Raw genomic sequence first — 16,610 nt, 5'->3', positions numbered from 1 at the left:
GTATGCGAAGGGAGGACCGTGACCTTCGGATTCGCTCCGTCCGCAGCCACCTCGCTCACCGCCCCCGCCGACTCCCCCAGCCGCCTCGCCCGCATGCTCGAACCCGCCGAGTGGGCCGCTGCGGGCATTCCGCTGCTGCGCAACCCGCGCGAGGTCGTCAACGGCCTGCACGCCCGCCACCGGCCGGCGCCGGGGACCGCCGTGGTCGCCGTCCTCGACCACGAGGAACGGCTCACCGCCAGCGCCTCGTTCACCCGCCGCCCGGTTCCCGCGGACGGCTGGGAGTTCCGCAACGCCCTCCTCGCGCACCTGCGCCGGGTCATCCCGCACGACCTGCGGCGCCGCACCCCGGTGCGGACGGCCGTCCTGCTCTACTGCCGCGAGGGCGACGAGCGCTGGACGGAGGAGGACGGGGCCTGGATGTGGGGCCTGCGGGACGCGTGCACGCTGCACGGCCTGCGCTGCGGCGCGTACATCACGCTCACCAGGAGCGGCTGGCACGTGCTGGGTGAGGGCCGTGGGGGCAGGCGCCCGCACTCCCTGTCGGCCCCCGGTGACCTCGCCGACAGCTCGGCCGACGAGGAGCACCCGATGCCGCGCACGGCCGGCGGCGCGGCGGAACCCCTGCGCCGTACGGCAGCGCGCTAGCCGTACCGGCACCGCGGGCGTACCGCCGCCGCGCGCGTACCGGCACCGCGCAGGTGCCGACGCCCCATGCGTACCGGCACGCGCAGGTGGCGGCGCCGCGCGAGTGCCGGCCCCGGGCCTGCCGTCACGGGCAGCCCCTCGGCCGTGAGCGCCGCGTCCGCGTCCGCCGGGGCGGGACCACGCGGGCGCGGGGCCATGGGCGTGTGCCGGGGCGTCAGACCGCCGCGCCCAGCACGGAGTTGATGCGCTGCGGGTCGCCGCAGACGATCAGCAGCGCACCCGCGCGCTTCCGCGCGGCGGGCAGCGCCCGGGCGGCGGCCTCGTCGTCGCCGCCGTTGACAGCGACGACCACCACGGGACGCTCGGCGGCGCGCTCCACGGCGGCCGCGTCCGCGAAGAACACGTCGTCGCGGGCGTCATGCTGGGCCCAGTAGGCGGCGTCGCCGAAGGACAGCTCGTGCGTCGCCCACGGGTGCGGCTCACCGGTCGTGAGCACCAGGATGTCGCCTGGGGCCCGGCCGGTCTCCAGCAGCAGGTCCACGGCCTCCTCGGCGGCGTCGAGCGCGCCGGCCGGCGGGGCGGGGATCAGCTGGATCTGCGGCTGCGCCGACGACGCGGAACGATTCTCCTGCCCGGTCACGGCGGAAGAGGACGGCGAAGACGCGGAGGACGAGGACGCGGAGGTCGGACGCGGCACCGGAGGCGTGGGCCGGGCCGGGGCGGGACCCGGACGACCGGGTCGCGGTGAGGCCGCGGTACGCGGACCGGGTACGGGTCGGGGGGTCGGCGCGGGGCGGCCGGCGGCCGGAGTGGCGCGGGGACCCTGGGCACTCTCGTGAATCTGAGGCTCCTCGGGGATGAGAGGCATGGATGGATGTCTATCAAACGCCGGTGCGAGTGACACCGGCGGGTGGCGTGTACACGCGCCCGGGCTGTTCAGCGGGGCACCGCGGAAGGGTCGGTCAGAAGTCGAAGCCCAGCTGGCCCCCGCTTTCCAGGGCGGCGGTCTCCGCCGGGACACGGACCTTCTTGAGGTGCCGCCACTGCGGCAGCGCGTCCAGGTACGCCCAGGTCATGCGGTGGTGGGGGGTGGGCCCCCACTCCCGCAGGGCCGCCTTGTGGACCGGCGACGGATACCCGGCGTTGGCGGCGAACTCGAACGCCGCGTACCGCCCGGAGTCGGCCTCCAGTTCGGCCATCATCGCGTCGCGCCGCACCTTGGCGATCACCGAGGCCGCCGCGACCGCGACACAGGACTGGTCCCCCTTGATCACCGTACGGACCCGCCAGGGCTGCCCGAGGTAGTCGTGCTTGCCGTCCAGGATCACCGCGTCGGGCCGCACGGGCAGCCCGTCCAGGGCGCGTATGGCGGCGAGCCGCAGCGCCGCGGTCATCCCGAGCTCGTCGATCTCCTCCGGGGAGGCGTGACCGAGGGCGTACGAGGTGACCCACTTCTCCAGCTCCGCCGCCAGTTCACCGCGGCGCTTGGGGGTGATGAGCTTGGAGTCGGTGAGGCCGACGGGGGGTCGTCGCAGGCCGGTGACGGCCGCGCAGACGGTGACGGGCCCGGCCCACGCCCCGCGTCCGACCTCGTCGACTCCGGCAATGATCTTGGCGCCGGTTGTCGCCCGGATCGAGCGCTCGACGGTGTGGGTGGGTGGTTCGTACGGCATGGCGCCAGATAGGTTACGCCGCCCGCCCCCGCCCGCAACACCCGGATTGCGATCAGACGATCTGCGGCCTCGGCGACGGTGTCCAGCCCTTCACTGGCGCACACCTGCGACCGCCACACCACCGTGGCCGGAAATCCTCGATTCCGCGGTGCACGAGCTGCTGGGCGAGGCGCGCGGAAGGGTTGAATCACGCCAGGGGCGTGACGTCGTCGACGCCCTCCGCGACGATGCTGTCGCATTCGTGAACCACTCACCACGCCGGTGCCGCTCGGCTCAACCGCCATGCGGAACGTACGGATCCGCCCCGCCGTACCCGCCTTCGCCGCCGGACTCCTCCTGGAAGCCGTCTCGCCAGGGCGTACAGAGGTAGCCCTCTGTCGATACGCCGCGCTCGGCGAGGATGTCCCGGGCCCGCCGCTCGCTCCAACTGGTCGCGTACCAGGGGGTCCCCGGCCCTTCCAGTTCCGCCTCGATGCCCGCGAGCGCACAGGAACGCAGGGGTTCGGGCAACCGGTCGAGGGCGGGTACGGCGTCGGCGGACAGCCCGTCCAGGTAGCCGATGTCGATCTGCTGCGTGCGCTCGTAGCGCCGGACGTTCTGCTCCGCCACCAGCGCGTCCGGCGACATCAGCCCGAAGGCGAGCACCCCCACGGCGGCGCTGGCGGCGACGGCGCGGGGCAGCGGCAGCCGACGCGCGCCGAGGACGCCCGCGGCCATGATCAGTACGATGACGACGCCCAGCCACAGCTCCATGGCGGCCACCGAGATCCTCAGCCGCGTCAGCCCGTACACGTCGACGTAGAGGTCCATGCGGCGCAGGGCGGACGCGACCACGACGAGGGTGAGCAGGCACAGGGTGCCCAGCACCCCCCGGACCAGGGTGCGGTCGCGGGCGCCGCCGCGCGGCGCCCAGCGCAGCGCGAGCCCGATCACCGCGAGCGTGAGCAGGGTGGCCCACAGCAGTTGCCAGAAGCCCTGGCGCGCGTACTCGGCGCGGGACAGGCCGGTCTCGCTGAACACCCTCTCGTAACCGCCGAGGAGGACGGCGAGCTGAACGGCGTTGAAGGCGGCGAACAGCAGATTGAGCACGATCAGCGGAAGTGACCATTCCAGGCGGCCGTGCGGCCGGCCGGGACGGCCCTTCAGACGGTCCCAGCGCAGCGGTGCGGCGGCCGTCCGCGCGGCGGCGAGCGCCCCCAGGAGGCCGACCGCGAAGTAGACGATCCGCAGGGGCACGTCGGCCACCGAGTCCACGTCCGGCATCAGCGCGCCGAGCAGGTCGGCGAAGGCCGCGTCGGCCCCGGCGAACAACGCCCCGAAGACGACCAGGAGTCCCACCGCCACCGCGGTCGTCCGCAGCACGACCGCCGCGCGGCCCCGCGAACCGTCCACCATCTCGCGCAGCCCGCGCCCGGCCCAGCCGATGCCCGAGCCGACGGAGTCGAACAGCCCGATCGGCCCGAAGAGGACGGCCCGCCAGGTGCGGCCGCCGTGCAGCGCGAGGGAGGCGAGGCCCACGGCGCCGACGACGGCCAGGAAGGTGGGCCAGCCCGCGTCGTGCAGGGCGGGGATGCCGAGCAGGGCCAGGCCGCCGACGCCCCAGACCAGCGTCCAGGGGCGGGCCCGGCGGCCGGCCGTCCGGGCGGCGGCGTACGCGGCGAGGGTGGCGGGTATCGCCACGAGGATCAGGTTGACGCCGAGCCCGTCACCGAACAGCAGGGCGCTGAGCAGGCCCGTGGCGAGGACGCACCAGAGCGTGGCCGCCGGCACGGGCCCCGGCGCCTTGGGACGTATGCGGGTGAGCCAGGTCTCCGGCCGCGCCGCCGGGGGCCGCCGCCAGGGCTCGCTCCACGCCCCGGGCGCGAACTGCGGTCCCGGGGCTTCCGCCCGCGCCCGGGGCGGCGGCGAGGGCGAGGGCGGCGGCGGCGATGATGGCGATGCGGATGGCGTGTCTGTCACGGGGCCCCTCCCGGCCGGTCGGCCGCGCCGTCATGATCGACGCGACGGCGCGGCCGAAAGAGTAGCCCTGGAGACGGCGCCCGCCATGAGCCGGTCTCGTGCTGTGGCAGGACCGTGACACACGTACGTACGTACGCGTACGGGAGGGGGTGCGGCTCAGCGGGCCGGGCCCGTGGGCACCCAGCCCGGCAGCTCCTCCGTGCGCTCCCGCCACTGCGCGGGCGGCGCCCCGCCCTCCGCGGCGGCCACCACTCCCCCGGCGATGGCGCAGGTCGTGTCGACGTCACCGCCCACCTGCGCGGTCGTCCAGAAGGCCCGTTCGAAGTCGCCCAGGGCGCGGGCCGCCGACCACAGCGCGAACGGCACCGTGTCGTGCGCGCTCCTACGCCGTCCGCATCCGAGCACCGCCGCGACGGTCCCGGGGTCGCCGTAGTCGAGCATGTCCCGGGCCCGGCGCAGGCCCGCTCCCACGGCACTGCGCGGCACCAGCGCGACGACGCCGTCGAGGAGGTCCTCGGGCTTGGGCGGCCCGTCCGGAGCGGCGGCGAGGGCGGCGGCGGCGGCGACCGCCATGCAGCCCACCACGGCCTCGCGGTGCTGGTGCGTGGTGTACGAGGAGATCTCGGCCTGGTGCGTGGCCTGCTCCGGGTCGTCGGCGTACCAGGCGCCGAGCGGGGCGATGCGCATGGCGGCGCCGTTGCCCCACGAGCCCTGGCCCTTGAAGAGCCCGGCGGCGAGTTCCCGCCAGTCGCCGCCCTCCCGGATCAGCCGGAGCATACGGCTGACGGCCGGGCCGTAGCCGCGGTCGACGTCGTGGTGCTCGGCGAAGGAGCGGGCGAGGGCGTCCTGGTCGATGCGGCCGTGCCCGGCGAGCACGGCCAGCACGGAGCAGGCCATCTCGGTGTCGTCGGTCCACTGCCAGGGGGTCGGCGGCAGCTCGCGCCGCTTCAGCAGGGGGTAGTGGGCGGGGACGAAGAACTGGGAGCCCAGGGCGTCTCCCACGGCCAGTCCGCGCAGGCTGGCGAGGGCGCGTTCGAAGCGCCGGTCGAGAGAGGAGTCAGCGGTCATCGCCCTGCCACTCTATCCGGTACGCCGTCACGCCCCGGGTGCACGCGAGCGCCGCGTACCGGCGCCGTCCCCGTCACACGGTCCAGGCGGCTTCCAGGTCGACCACGTCCCCGGTCAGCGCCGCCACGTCCGCCTCGATCTGCGCGCGCAGCGCGAGCCGCTCCACCCGCTCCGTGCGGTACTTGCCGTGCTCGGCCGCCGACCGCCACATCGACAGGACGAGGAACTCGTGGCCGGGCGCCTCCCCGAACAGCCCCCGCAGCATTCCGGGGGATCCGGCCATCGCCGGGTTCCACACCTTCTCCTGCATCAGCGCGAAGTGCTCGACCCGCTCCGCGCGGACCCTGCTGTGCGCCACCCGGACGACGTCGGCGTCCGTGAACCGCGGTTCGAACCCCGTCTTCACGTCGAAGCGGTAGTCGAACAGCTTCACCTGCATGCCCTTGTACGTGCCCGACTGCGCGGCCGCCAGCCGGTCGTACGAGCGCGCCATGAAGGAGTCGTAGAACGCACGGCTCTCCCAGAAGGCGAAGACGTGCGCGACGCCGGGCCGTGTCCGGCTCCATCCGCCGCCCTGCCCCCGGAATCCCGGCTCACCCAGCTGCCCCGCCCACTTCCGCTGCCCCCGCTCGAACCCACGACGGTCCACCACGGTGCAGCGAATCCACTTGACCAGCACTGCGCCATCGTACGGCGGGGCGGGGTGGCGTGGGTCACGCTCGGCGGACCCGGCCGACCCCGTTCGCCCCCGCCCCGGGCGACCGCTGTCCGCCGTCCGCCGGGGCGACGCACGTGACACCATGTCAGCATGCCGAAGGGCCCGGGGAGCACGGGGCTTGGTCCGGGTCCGTACGAGAGAGGGGATTCCGGTGAACAGTGCGAACAAGGGGATCGACAAAGCCGAGATCACGCTCAAATGGGACCCGAGCCCCGCAGGCGCCCCCGACCGCGATCTCGACGTCATCGCCGCGGTCTACGGGGCGGACGATCCCTACGGCGAGCCGGCCTATCTGGTGCACTTCGGGAGCCGTTCCCCGGACGGCACCATCACGCTCCAGCGGGAAAGCCGCAACGGCCAGGGGTTCGGGGCCGACGAGGTGATGATGCTGGAGCTGTACCGCCTCGCCGCGACGTACGCGCGCGTGGTGGTCGGTGTGGCCATACAGCAGGGTGGCGGGCGGTGCGTGTTCGGCGATGTGGCCGGCACCCGGCTGGCGGTGCGGCAGGGCTACCAGGAGCTGGAGAGCCACGACTTCCGGGACGTACGGGAGGCGACCGCCGCGGTCGTCGCCGAGTTCGTGCGCGAGGACTCGGGCGGCTGGGAGTACCGCCGTGCGCTGCGCGGTTTCGACGCCGATCCGGAGTCCTTCACCGGGCTGATGGGCGCCCGGCCGTCCTGACGAAGCGGAAGGGAGGGGCACCGGCCCACGGCCGGCGCCCCTCCCTTCCTCAGGTCATGCCCTAGTTCAGCTGCAGCCGCTGGTGGAGCCGCAGCCCTCGCAGATGTAGCAGGAGCCGGCCCGCTGCATCTTCGTACCGCAGGAGAAGCAGAGCGGGGCGTCCGCGCTGATGCCCAGCTGCATCTCGACGAGCTCCGCCGAGGTGTGCGCCTGCTTCGGAGCCGGAACCTCCGCCTTCGTGGCGGTGGCGGCCACCGTCTTCGGCGCCTCCTGCTGGCGCGGGGCGGACTGGGCGAGGCCCTCGACGTCCACCTCGTCGTCCGCCGGCTCGTACGAGCCGGTCTCCAGGTGGCGCTGGCGCTCCTCGGCCGAGTGGATGCCGAGCGCCGAGCGGGTCTCGAAGGGCAGGAAGTCCAGCGCCAGGCGGCGGAAGATGTAGTCGACGATCGACTGCGCCATCCGCACGTCCGGGTCGTCCGTCATACCGGCCGGCTCGAAGCGCATGTTGGTGAACTTCGAGACGTACGTCTCCAGCGGAACGCCGTACTGCAGACCCACCGAGACGGCGATGGAGAAGGCGTCCATCATGCCCGCGAGCGTCGAACCCTGCTTGGACATCTTCAGGAAGACCTCACCGAGACCGTCGTCCGGGTAGGAGTTGGCGGTCATGTAGCCCTCGGCGCCGCCCACCGTGAAGGAGGTGGTGATGCCGGGACGGCCCTTGGGGAGGCGCTTGCGGACCGGGCGGTACTCGACCACCTTCTCGACCGCGGCGCGGATCGTCTCCTCGGCCTTCTCGGTGACCTCGGCCTTCTCCTGCTCCTTCTTCTTGGCGGAGAGGGGCTGGCCGACCTTGCAGTTGTCGCGGTAGATCGCGAGCGCCTTGACGCCCATCTTCCACGCCTCGAAGTAGACCTCCTCGACGTCCTCGACGGTCGCCGTCTCCGGCAGGTTGACCGTCTTGGAGAGGGCGCCGGAGATCCAGGGCTGGATCGCGGCCATCATGCGGACGTGGCCCATCGCGGAGATGGAGCGCTCGCCCATGGCGCAGTCGAAGACCTCGTAGTGCTCCTGCTTGAGGCCGGGGGCGTCGATCACGTTGCCGTGCTCGGCGATGTGGGCGACGATCGCCTCGATCTGCTCCTCCTGGTAGCCCAGGCGGCGCAGGGCCTGCGGGACGGTGCCGTTGACGATCTGCATCGAGCCGCCGCCGACCAGCTTCTTGAACTTGACCAGGGCGAGGTCGGGCTCCAGGCCGGTGGTGTCGCAGGACATCGCCAGGCCGATGGTGCCGGTCGGGGCGATGACGGACGCCTGGGAGTTGCGGAAACCGTTCTTCTCGCCGAGGCGGAGGACGTCCTGCCAGGCCTCGGTCGCCGCGGCCCAGATCGGCGTGTCCAGGTCGTCCATGCGGACGGCCGTGGCGTTGGCGTCGGAGTGCTGCTTCATGACGCGCTTGTGCGGCTCGGCGTTGAGCGCGTAGCCGTCGTACGGGCCGACGACCGCGGCCAGCTCGGCGGAGCGGCGGTAGGAGGTGGCCGTCATCAGCGAGGTGATGGCACCGGCCAGCGCACGGCCGCCGTCGGAGTCGTACGCGTGGCCCGTCGCCATCAGCAGGGCGCCGAGGTTGGCGTAACCGATGCCCAGCTGGCGGAAGGCGCGGGTGTTCTCGCCGATCTTCTGGGTCGGGAAGTCGGCGAAGCAGATGGAGATGTCCATCGCGGTGATGACGAGCTCGACGACCTTGGCGAAGCGCTCGGACTCGAACGACTGGTTGCCCTTGCCGTCGTCCTTGAGGAACTTCATCAGGTTCAGCGAGGCCAGGTTGCACGAGGTGTTGTCCAGGTGCATGTACTCGCTGCAGGGGTTCGAGCCGTTGATGCGGCCGGACTCCGGGCAGGTGTGCCAGCGGTTGATCGTGTCGTCGTACTGGATGCCCGGGTCGGCGCAGGCCCACGCGGCCTCGGCCATCTTGCGGAAGAGCGCCTTGGCGTCGACCTCCTCGATGACCTCGCCGGTCATGCGGGCGCGCAGGCCGAACTTGTCGCCGGACTCCACGGCCTTCATGAACGCGTCGTTCACGCGGACGGAGTTGTTGGCGTTCTGGTACTGGACGGACGTGATGTCGTCGCCGCCCAGGTCCATGTCGAAGCCCGCGTCGCGCAGGGCGCGGATCTTCTCCTCTTCCTTCACCTTGGTCTCGATGAAGTCCTCGATGTCGGGGTGGTCGACGTCGAGGATGACCATCTTGGCGGCGCGGCGGGTGGCGCCACCGGACTTGATCGTGCCGGCGGAGGCGTCGGCACCGCGCATGAAGGAGACGGGGCCGGAGGCGTTGCCGCCGGAGGAGAGGAGCTCCTTGGAGGAGCGGATACGGGAGAGGTTCAGGCCGGCTCCGGAGCCGCCCTTGAAGATCATGCCCTCTTCCTTGTACCAGTCGAGGATCGACTCCATGGAGTCGTCGACGGACAGGATGAAGCAGGCGGAGACCTGCTGGGGCTGCGGCGTGCCGACGTTGAACCACACCGGGGAGTTGAAGCTGAAGATCTGGTGCAGGAGGGCGTAGGCGAGCTCGTGCTCGAAGATCTCGGCGTCGGCGGGCGTGGCGAAGTAGTTGTAGTCCTCACCGGCCTTGCGGTACGTCTTCACGATGCGGTCGATCAGCTGCTTGAGGCCGGTCTCGCGCTGCGGGGTGCCGACGGCTCCGCGGAAGTACTTGCTGGTGACGATGTTGACCGCGTTCACCGACCAGAAGTCGGGGAACTCGACGCCACGCTGCTCGAAATTGACCGAGCCGTCGCGCCAGTTGGTCATGACGACGTCACGACGCTCCCAGACCACCTCGTCGTACGGGTGCACGCCGGGGGTCGTGTGGATGCGCTCGATACGCAGGCCCTTGTTCACCTTGGCTCCCTTGGCGCGGGCGCCTCGTGCCGGGCCGCTCGTCGTCTCTGTCATGCCGCCTCCCATATGTGGGCAAAAACGCCCTGAAGTGCCCAGATCTTCCCGAGGCACAGTTTGTGTCTGGTGTCCCGAACGCCACGCACAGCGCTCGCGACAGGTCTTCTGCCGATCAGTGCCGACCACCGACGATCACGTGGATCGCCGGACGGCTTCGGTCAGTCGGCGGCGGTCGCGGGCACCGGGACCTCTGGGGTCACACCGGGCCCGCGCCCTTCCGCGGGTGGCCGCCCATCACGGAGCTCCGCGATGGCCGCCTCGAAGTCTTCGAGCGAGTCGAACGCCCGGTACACGGACGCGAAGCGCAGGTACGCGACGAGGTCGAGCTCCTGCAGCGGGCCGAGTATGGCCAGTCCGACGTCGTGAGTGGTCAGTTCCGCACTGCCCGTGGCACGCACCGCCTCCTCGACCCGCTGGCCGAGCTGGGCGAGGGCGTCCTCCGTGACGGGCCGCCCCTGGCATGCCTTCCGTACGCCGTTGATGACCTTGGTGCGGCTGAAGGGCTCGGTGACCCCACTGCGCTTGATCACCATCAGCGAGCACGTCTCCACCGTGGTGAAACGGCGGGAGCAGTCGGGGCACTGGCGGCGGCGCCGGATGGAGGTCCCGTCGTCGGTGGTGCGACTGTCGACGACGCGGCTGTCGGGGTGCCTGCAGAAGGGGCAGTGCATGGCTCCCAACCCTCCTTCACAGCACGACTGAATAGCCTCGCCAGGCCCGTCGGGCCCCTCGAAGCAGCCATAAGCATAGGCGATCGCCCCACCCCCGGAAGACCGGGGGACCACAACACTTGGGCGGCCGAGGACATACAACCACTAGATCTAGGGTCTGGACGGCCAAGCACCGCCAGCCGCGTGTCGCGGTTCGGACACGTTCCGCAGTAGTGCGAGGCCAGCGCGCCGCCGGGGTCCACGGACCCGGTCGCGGGCATGGCTCGGGAGCCCCACGGGGGCGAGGACGAACGCGGATGCCGGCGCCGCGGCCGAGGACGGCACACCCCCGCGGCGCACGGGGCGGGGCGGGGAGCACGACGGCGGGGACGAGCCTACGGGACGGGCGCGGCGCCTCCGAAGCGGGGGCGGCGGATGACAGACTGGGCCCCGGCCACCCCCCGCCCCACCGGGCGACAGCGGCGGAGGCTACCGTAATGACCCGAATTGCCACCGCGCCCGAGGGCTCCCCGGAAGTCCGGAAAGCGTCGCACATACACCTAGTCAGACGCACACGTAAGCCATTCCACGATTTTTCACTCGAACGTGTGTTTGGCGCAACCTTTCGAAAGCCACTACCGTTGTCCGGCTAGGGAGAACATTCGAGAGGGGCCGACGTGACCACCACCGCAGACAGCGCCACCATCACCGCCCAGGAGCGCTCCCAGAGCCGACTTGAGCCGGTACACGCCATGAATGAAGCGACGACGAACGCGGAGGGCGCCAAGCCCCCCACGCGTTCCCTCCCCGGGCGACCTCCCGGCATCCGGGCGGACAGCTCGGGACTCACGGACCGGCAGCGCCGCGTCATCGAGGTGATCCGGGACTCGGTGCAGCGGCGCGGCTACCCGCCGTCCATGCGCGAGATCGGCCAGGCCGTCGGGCTCTCCAGCACCTCCTCCGTCGCCCACCAGCTGATGGCGCTGGAGCGCAAGGGATTCCTGCGCCGTGACCCCCACCGGCCGAGGGCGTACGAGGTCCGCGGCTCCGACCAGCCCAGCACCCAGCCGACGGACACGACCGGCAAGCCCGCCGCGTCGTACGTCCCGCTGGTCGGCCGGATCGCGGCCGGCGGCCCCATCCTGGCGGAGGAGTCGGTCGAGGACGTCTTCCCCCTGCCCCGCCAGCTCGTCGGTGACGGAGAGCTCTTCGTCCTGAAGGTCGTCGGCGACTCGATGATCGAGGCCGCCATCTGCGACGGCGACTGGGTGACCGTGCGCCGCCAGCCCGTCGCGGAGAACGGCGACATCGTGGCCGCCATGCTGGACGGCGAGGCCACCGTGAAGCGATTCAAGCGCGAGGACGGCCACGTCTGGCTGCTCCCGCACAATGCGGCATACCAGCCGATCCCGGGCGACGAGGCTACGATCCTCGGCAAGGTGGTAGCGGTGCTGCGGCGGGTCTGACCCCTCCCCCGCCGACCCCTGACCGACCCCGGGACCCACTGCGCCAGTCCCGGGGTCCTCCCATGTCACCCGCCCGCCGGGGCTACGCCTCCTGGGCCTTCGCCGCGTCCTTCGCCGCCGCGTCGATCGCAGCGAGCGAGCGGCGCACCTGGTTGCGGTCCGTCGTGTACCAGAAGTCGGGCAGGGAAGCCCGCAGATAGCTGCCGTACCGGGCGGTGGCCAGGCGCGGATCCAGGACGGCGACGACACCCCGGTCCCCCGTGGCCCGGACCAGGCGCCCCGCGCCCTGCGCCATCAGCAGGGCCGCGTGCGTCGCCGCGACGGCCATGAAGCCATTGCCCCCGGCCTCCTCCACCGCCTTCTGGCGCGCGCTCATCAGCGGGTCGTCCGGCCGCGGGAACGGAATGCGGTCCATCACCACCAGCTGGCAGTTCGGACCCGGCACATCGACGCCCTGCCACAGCGACAGCGTGCCGAACAGACACGTCTCGGCGTCACCCGCGAAGTTCTTGATCAGCTCGCCCAGGGTGTCCTCGCCCTGGAGCAGGATCGGCTTGTCCAGCCTCCCGCGCAGCTCCTCGGCGGCGGCCTGGGCGGCGCGCATGGACGAGAACAGGCCGAGCGTACGGCCGCCGGCCGCCTCCACCAGCTCGGCGAGCTCGTCCATCATGTCCGTACGGCTGCCCTCACGGCCCGGAGTGGCCAGGTGCCGGGCGACGTAGAGGATGCCCTGCTTCGGATAGTCGAACGGCGAGCCGACGTCGATGCCCTTCCAGACCGGGACGTCGTCGCCCTGGGTGCCCTCCGGGGCCAGGCCCAGCGAGGCCCCCACCCCGTTGAAGTCCCCGCCCAGCTTGAGCGTGGCGGAGGTGAGGACCACCGACCGGTCGGCGAACAGCTTCTCGCGCAGCAGCCCGGACACCGAGAGCGGCGCGACGCGCAGGGACGCGCCGAACCGGTCATGGCGCTCGTACCAGACGACGTCGTACTCGGAGCCCTGGGTGATCCGCTCGGCCACGTCGTGCACGGTCTCGACGGAGGCGAGCGCCTGCCTGCGCACCGCGTCCTCGTCCTGCACCGACTTGTCGCGCGTGGAGCCCAGCGCCGAGATCACGGTCCTGGCGGCGTCGCGCAGCGCCATCAGCGCGTACCCGAGGTCCTCCGGGATCTCCTCCAGGCGCCCCGGCAGGGCCAGCTCCATCAGCCTCTCGAAGCCCTCCGCGGCGGTCTGGAGCTGATCGGCGACCTTCTCGTCGACCAGCTTGGCGGCCCGCCGCACCGCGCGGTTGACCTGGCCGGGGGTGAGCTCGCCGGTGGCGACGCCGGTGACCCGGGAAACCAGCTCATGGGCCTCGTCGACGATCAGCACATCGTGCTCCGGGAGCACCGGCGCGCCCTCGATCGCGTCGATGGCGAGCAGCGCGTGGTTGGTGACCACCACATCGGCGAGTTTGGCGCGCTCGCGCGCGGCCTCGGCGAAGCACTCGGCGCCGTACGCGCACTTCGACGCGGACAGGCACTCGCGGGACGACACGGACACCTGGGCCCAGGCGCGGTCCGAGACGCCGGGCGTCAGGTCGTCCCGGTCGCCGGTCTCCGTCTCGTCCGACCAGTCGCGCAGCCGGAGCAGGTCCTTGCCGAGCTTGCTGCTGGGCGCCGCGGTCTCAAAGGCGTCGAAGAGACCCTCTTCGTCGTCCTGCGGGACGCCCTCGTGGAGGCGGTGCAGGCACAGGTAGTTCGAGCGGCCCTTGAGCATCGCGAAGTCCGGGCGGCGGCGCAGCTGCGGGTGCAGCGCGTCGACCGTCCGGGGCAGGTCGCGCTCGACCAGCTGCCGCTGGAGGGCCAGGGTGGCGGTGGCGACGACCACGCGGTCCCCGTGCGCCAGGGCGGGCACCAGGTAGCCGAGAGACTTTCCGGTGCCGGTGCCGGCCTGGACGAGCAGGTGGGAGCCGTCGTCGATGGCCTGGGCGACGGCCTCGGCCATGGTGACCTGGCCTGGCCGTTCCACGCCGCCGACGGCGGTGACGGCGGCGTGGAGGAGGTCGGGGAGGGATGGCTTCGTCATAGCCCGTCCACCCTACGGTGCGGCACTGACAATCCGATCACGGCGATCATGCCAGCGGGTTGGGGACGGTGCCGTGGATCGCCGCGTGCGGGCGCTGCGGGCGGTCGCGGTAACCGTCCAGATGCAGCCGGTTGCGGTTGAGACAGAGCCGCTCGATGCGCGGGGTGAAGAGGTCGAAGAGCTCGAACCGGTCCTTCAGCTCCGGGAAGCGGGCCTGGTAGCGCAGGATCTCCGCCCGTACGAGTGACCAGAAGTCGTTTTCCGCGACGCCGAGTTGCTCCTCGCACAGCGGTGCCAGGAAGCGGAACACGCCGACGAAGAGACCGGAGTGGATGAACTGGGTGAGGAACCCCGGCTCCTCGGTGAGGAGGATGGCCCGTACGTCGTCGGGCATGGTGTCGTGCTCCGGCAGGGGCCGGGCGCTGACGTTGATGTCGTCGACGAAGTCCTTGATCGCCAGCCGTACGGGCACGTCGTGGTCGTCGAAGACGACGATGGCGTTCTCGCCGTGCGGGGAGAACACCGTCCCGTAGCGGTGGAGGAAGTGCAGCAGCGGCGGCAGCAGCGCGGCGAAGAGGCGCTGCAGCCAGACCCCGGGCGCGAGTCCCGAGCGGGCCACCAGCTCGGCGGTGAAGGCGCGGCCGCCGGGGTCGGTGTACAGGAGGGACGCGAGGGTGCGGGCGCGTTCGCCGGGCGGCAGCCGCAGGGGTTCGCGCCAGATCGCGCCGAGGAGCTCCTTGTACTGGTACGGGACCTCGGGCAGGTGGTCGTAGAGGGGGTGCTCGACGGTGACGGAGGCGACCTCGCCCTGCAGGATCACGCCGCACTCGTCGCGCAGGAACGGGTCGTTGTCGCGCAGCGAGTGGACCCAGGCGGTGACGGCCGGGGCGGCGAGCGTCCGCGCGGTCGGCAGGCCGCGCCAGACGAGGGTGTTGAGGACGGAGAGCGGCAGTTTGACGGTGTGCCGCTCGGGGCGGCTGGTGTTGAGGAAGGTGCGGATGGACTGCTGCGGCAGCCGGAGGTCGTTGTCGGTGCCGAGGGGCACGATGAGATCACGGGCGATGGCGGGGGCGTAGAGCGGGAGCAGCACCTCGTCCCACTGCCAGGGGTGGACGGGAAGGAGGAGGTACACGGCGGGGTCGAGGCCGCGGGTGCGGAGCGCGGCGGTGAAGGAGTCGTGGACGTCCGGGTCGAGCTCGCGGGCGTAGAGCTGCTCGGGGGTGCCGAGTCCGGTGACGCCCCGGTAGGCGGCGAGCTCGGTGGAGACGGCGATCCACGGGAGCCGGGCCGGTCTGCGCGCTTCGGGTGCCCAGTGGGCCGCGTCGTCCGCGGAGAAGCCGATGCGGCCCTTGTTGAGGACGATCCACGGGTGGCCGGTCTGGTGGCCTTCGAGCTCCGCGTAGCCGAGCTCGGCGAGCCGGTCGGCGCCGAGCGCGGTGTGGTCGAGCCGGGTGTCGGCGGCGAGGGTGGTGGTCAGTTCACGGAGGAGGTGGCCGAGGGTGGCGCCGTCGATGGCGAGCAGGCCGCGGGCGCGGACGAGGAAGGCGAGCGGGTCCGTGAAGGGCTGCCCGTCGCAGGCGAGGGAGTCGGGGGCGACCCGCCAGCTGCCGTACGCGGTGCGGCGTGCGGTGAAGGTGAGCCGGCCGCCGTCGTCGAGCCGGAGGGTGTACGGGTCGCCCGCCGGTGCCCCGGTGGTGACGGGTGGCCCGTCGGGCGCGGGCTCGATGATCTCCTCGTAGGCGAACTCGCCGATCATCTTGGCGAGGAGGCGGCGCGAGGCGTGGTCCCACGCCTGCGCGGTCAGCTCGGGCGGGGTGACGGGCGGGCGGGTGGTCGGCGGCTGGGTGCGGTGCGCCGGGGCGGATGAATCCGCGGAGTCGGGGACGGCAGGGGACTTCGGCACGTGGACTCCTCGGGGTGGGACCGATGCGGGTCGAACGGTGTACGTAAGGCGGGGGTGCGGAGAGGGGGAGCGTTCACAGCAGGTGTCTCAGGGCGCGGTCGCGGATCATGAGGGCGGCTCTCTTGTCCGGGAGGTCGACCTCCGCGCAGAAACGGAAGCCGGCGCTCATGAAGGCGGAGACGGACGGGGTGTTGCGCAGGTCGGGTTCCGCGACGACCCGGGTGCAGCCGGGACGGTGCTCGAGGACGAGGTCGGCGACAGTCCTCAGGAGCGTGGTGCCGAGGCCGCGGCCGCGGTCGGCGACGCCGCCGATGAGGAGGTGGACGCCGGTGTCGTGCGGGCGCGCGGGGTAGTGGCGGGCCAGCGGATCGAGGTCGGCGCGGTAGATCTCGAAGTAGCTCATCGGCACGTCGTCCAGGACACCGAGACAGGGCACGCTGCGGCCGTCGCCGTCGAGTTGGGCGCGCAGGTGGGCGGCGGTGACGGCCTCGGGGCCGGCGAGTTCCCAGAACGCGGCCACCGCCGGGTCGTTCATCCAGCGGGTGATCAGCGGCAGGTCGCGCTGGAGGCGTACGGGTACGAGCCGGAAGACGCCGACGGGGGTGGCGGCCGCGCCCCAGCCGGCGACCGCGTCGAGGAGATCGCCGTCGGCGATGGTGTTCTGCGGCCCGCCGCCGAGCTGGTCCGCCGGGATCGGCCCGTCTCCTGCCAGCAGGGCGATGAGCTCGTCGGGCAGCCGCATGTCCAGCGTGTCCTCCGTGCCCGTGCTCGCATCGGTGGGAGGCATGGGGCGCTCCTCTCTGCGGATGGGGTGGTG

The 16,610-nt window shown here is 72.2% G+C and carries 13 protein-coding genes; 3 read left to right on the top strand and 10 right to left on the bottom strand.

Features of this window, described 5'->3' with window-relative positions:
- Positions 1–18 precede the first annotated feature (18 nt).
- Positions 19–648, top strand: coding sequence for a hypothetical protein (locus ACZ42X_RS29150; protein ID WP_468296131.1), 630 nt, complete (start codon positions 19–21; stop codon positions 646–648).
- A gap of 214 nt (positions 649–862) precedes the next feature.
- On the opposite strand, the gene ACZ42X_RS29145 is transcribed toward ACZ42X_RS29150, so the two are convergent.
- From ACZ42X_RS29145 to ACZ42X_RS29125, 5 genes are all read right to left on the bottom strand, one after another.
- Positions 863–1,516 carry a hypothetical protein gene (locus tag ACZ42X_RS29145; RefSeq protein WP_468296128.1) on the bottom strand — a complete coding sequence of 218 codons (654 nt, stop codon included), beginning with the start codon at positions 1,514–1,516 and terminating at the stop codon, positions 863–865.
- Positions 1,517–1,610: 94 nt separating this feature from the next.
- Positions 1,611–2,321, bottom strand: coding sequence for a ribonuclease HII (locus ACZ42X_RS29140; protein WP_468296125.1), 711 nt, complete (start codon positions 2,319–2,321; stop codon positions 1,611–1,613).
- A 273-nt stretch (positions 2,322–2,594) separates the two neighbouring features.
- Positions 2,595–4,280, bottom strand: coding sequence for a DUF4153 domain-containing protein (locus ACZ42X_RS29135; RefSeq protein WP_468296122.1), 1,686 nt, complete (start codon positions 4,278–4,280; stop codon positions 2,595–2,597).
- A gap of 156 nt (positions 4,281–4,436) precedes the next feature.
- Positions 4,437–5,348, bottom strand: a complete 912-nt coding sequence (locus ACZ42X_RS29130; protein ID WP_468296120.1) for an ADP-ribosylglycohydrolase family protein — start codon at positions 5,346–5,348, stop codon at positions 4,437–4,439.
- 73 nt (positions 5,349–5,421) lie between these two features.
- Complete coding sequence (locus ACZ42X_RS29125; protein ID WP_361426994.1) at positions 5,422–6,027, bottom strand: YdbC family protein; 606 nt, start codon at positions 6,025–6,027, stop codon at positions 5,422–5,424.
- 190 nt (positions 6,028–6,217) lie between these two features.
- On the opposite strand from ACZ42X_RS29125, the gene ACZ42X_RS29120 reads away from it, so the two are divergent.
- A complete protein-coding gene (locus ACZ42X_RS29120) occupies positions 6,218–6,748 on the top strand; it encodes a TerD family protein (RefSeq protein WP_468296117.1) in 531 nt (176 codons plus the stop codon).
- 66 nt (positions 6,749–6,814) lie between these two features.
- Here ACZ42X_RS29120 and ACZ42X_RS29115 read toward each other — a convergent pair whose 3' ends face one another.
- Positions 6,815–9,706: a vitamin B12-dependent ribonucleotide reductase gene (locus ACZ42X_RS29115; protein WP_468296114.1), complete on the bottom strand. Its 2,892-nt coding sequence runs from the start codon at positions 9,704–9,706 to the stop codon at positions 6,815–6,817.
- A 161-nt stretch (positions 9,707–9,867) separates the two neighbouring features.
- Complete coding sequence (gene nrdR, locus ACZ42X_RS29110) at positions 9,868–10,380, bottom strand: transcriptional regulator NrdR (RefSeq protein WP_468296113.1); 513 nt, start codon at positions 10,378–10,380, stop codon at positions 9,868–9,870.
- A gap of 656 nt (positions 10,381–11,036) precedes the next feature.
- Between nrdR and lexA the strand changes: the two genes are divergently transcribed.
- The gene (lexA, locus tag ACZ42X_RS29105; RefSeq protein ID WP_361426982.1) at positions 11,037–11,825 is read left to right on the top strand and encodes a transcriptional repressor LexA; all 789 of its coding nucleotides are present in this window, start codon (positions 11,037–11,039) and stop codon (positions 11,823–11,825) included.
- 82 nt (positions 11,826–11,907) lie between these two features.
- On the opposite strand, the gene ACZ42X_RS29100 is transcribed toward lexA, so the two are convergent.
- The 3 genes from ACZ42X_RS29100 to ACZ42X_RS29090 form a co-directional block, all read right to left on the bottom strand.
- Positions 11,908–13,890 (bottom strand): ATP-dependent DNA helicase, encoded by a 1,983-nt coding sequence (locus ACZ42X_RS29100; RefSeq protein WP_468296110.1) that lies wholly within the window; start codon positions 13,888–13,890, stop codon positions 11,908–11,910.
- A gap of 46 nt (positions 13,891–13,936) precedes the next feature.
- Positions 13,937–15,793: an IucA/IucC family protein gene (locus ACZ42X_RS29095; RefSeq protein ID WP_468296107.1), complete on the bottom strand. Its 1,857-nt coding sequence runs from the start codon at positions 15,791–15,793 to the stop codon at positions 13,937–13,939.
- A 73-nt stretch (positions 15,794–15,866) separates the two neighbouring features.
- Positions 15,867–16,580, bottom strand: a complete 714-nt coding sequence (locus ACZ42X_RS29090) for a GNAT family N-acetyltransferase (RefSeq protein WP_468296104.1) — start codon at positions 16,578–16,580, stop codon at positions 15,867–15,869.
- Positions 16,581–16,610: the final 30 nt, after the last annotated feature.

The organism is Streptomyces sp. NPDC030862, assembly GCF_055571835.1.
Note: the sequence above shows the minus strand (reverse complement) of the source record. Positions and strands in the feature narration are given on the sequence as shown.

Coding starts and splice junctions, on each gene's coding strand:
- nrdR (WP_468296113.1), bottom strand. CDS start 10,380: ATGCACTGCCCCTTCTGCAGGCACCCCGACAGCCGCGTCGTCGACAGT.
- ACZ42X_RS29090 (WP_468296104.1), bottom strand. CDS start 16,580: ATGCCTCCCACCGATGCGAGCACGGGCACGGAGGACACGCTGGACATG.
- ACZ42X_RS29145 (WP_468296128.1), bottom strand. CDS start 1,516: ATGCCTCTCATCCCCGAGGAGCCTCAGATTCACGAGAGTGCCCAGGGT.
- ACZ42X_RS29130 (WP_468296120.1), bottom strand. CDS start 5,348: ATGACCGCTGACTCCTCTCTCGACCGGCGCTTCGAACGCGCCCTCGCC.
- ACZ42X_RS29115 (WP_468296114.1), bottom strand. CDS start 9,706: ATGACAGAGACGACGAGCGGCCCGGCACGAGGCGCCCGCGCCAAGGGA.
- ACZ42X_RS29100 (WP_468296110.1), bottom strand. CDS start 13,890: ATGACGAAGCCATCCCTCCCCGACCTCCTCCACGCCGCCGTCACCGCC.
- ACZ42X_RS29140 (WP_468296125.1), bottom strand. CDS start 2,321: ATGCCGTACGAACCACCCACCCACACCGTCGAGCGCTCGATCCGGGCG.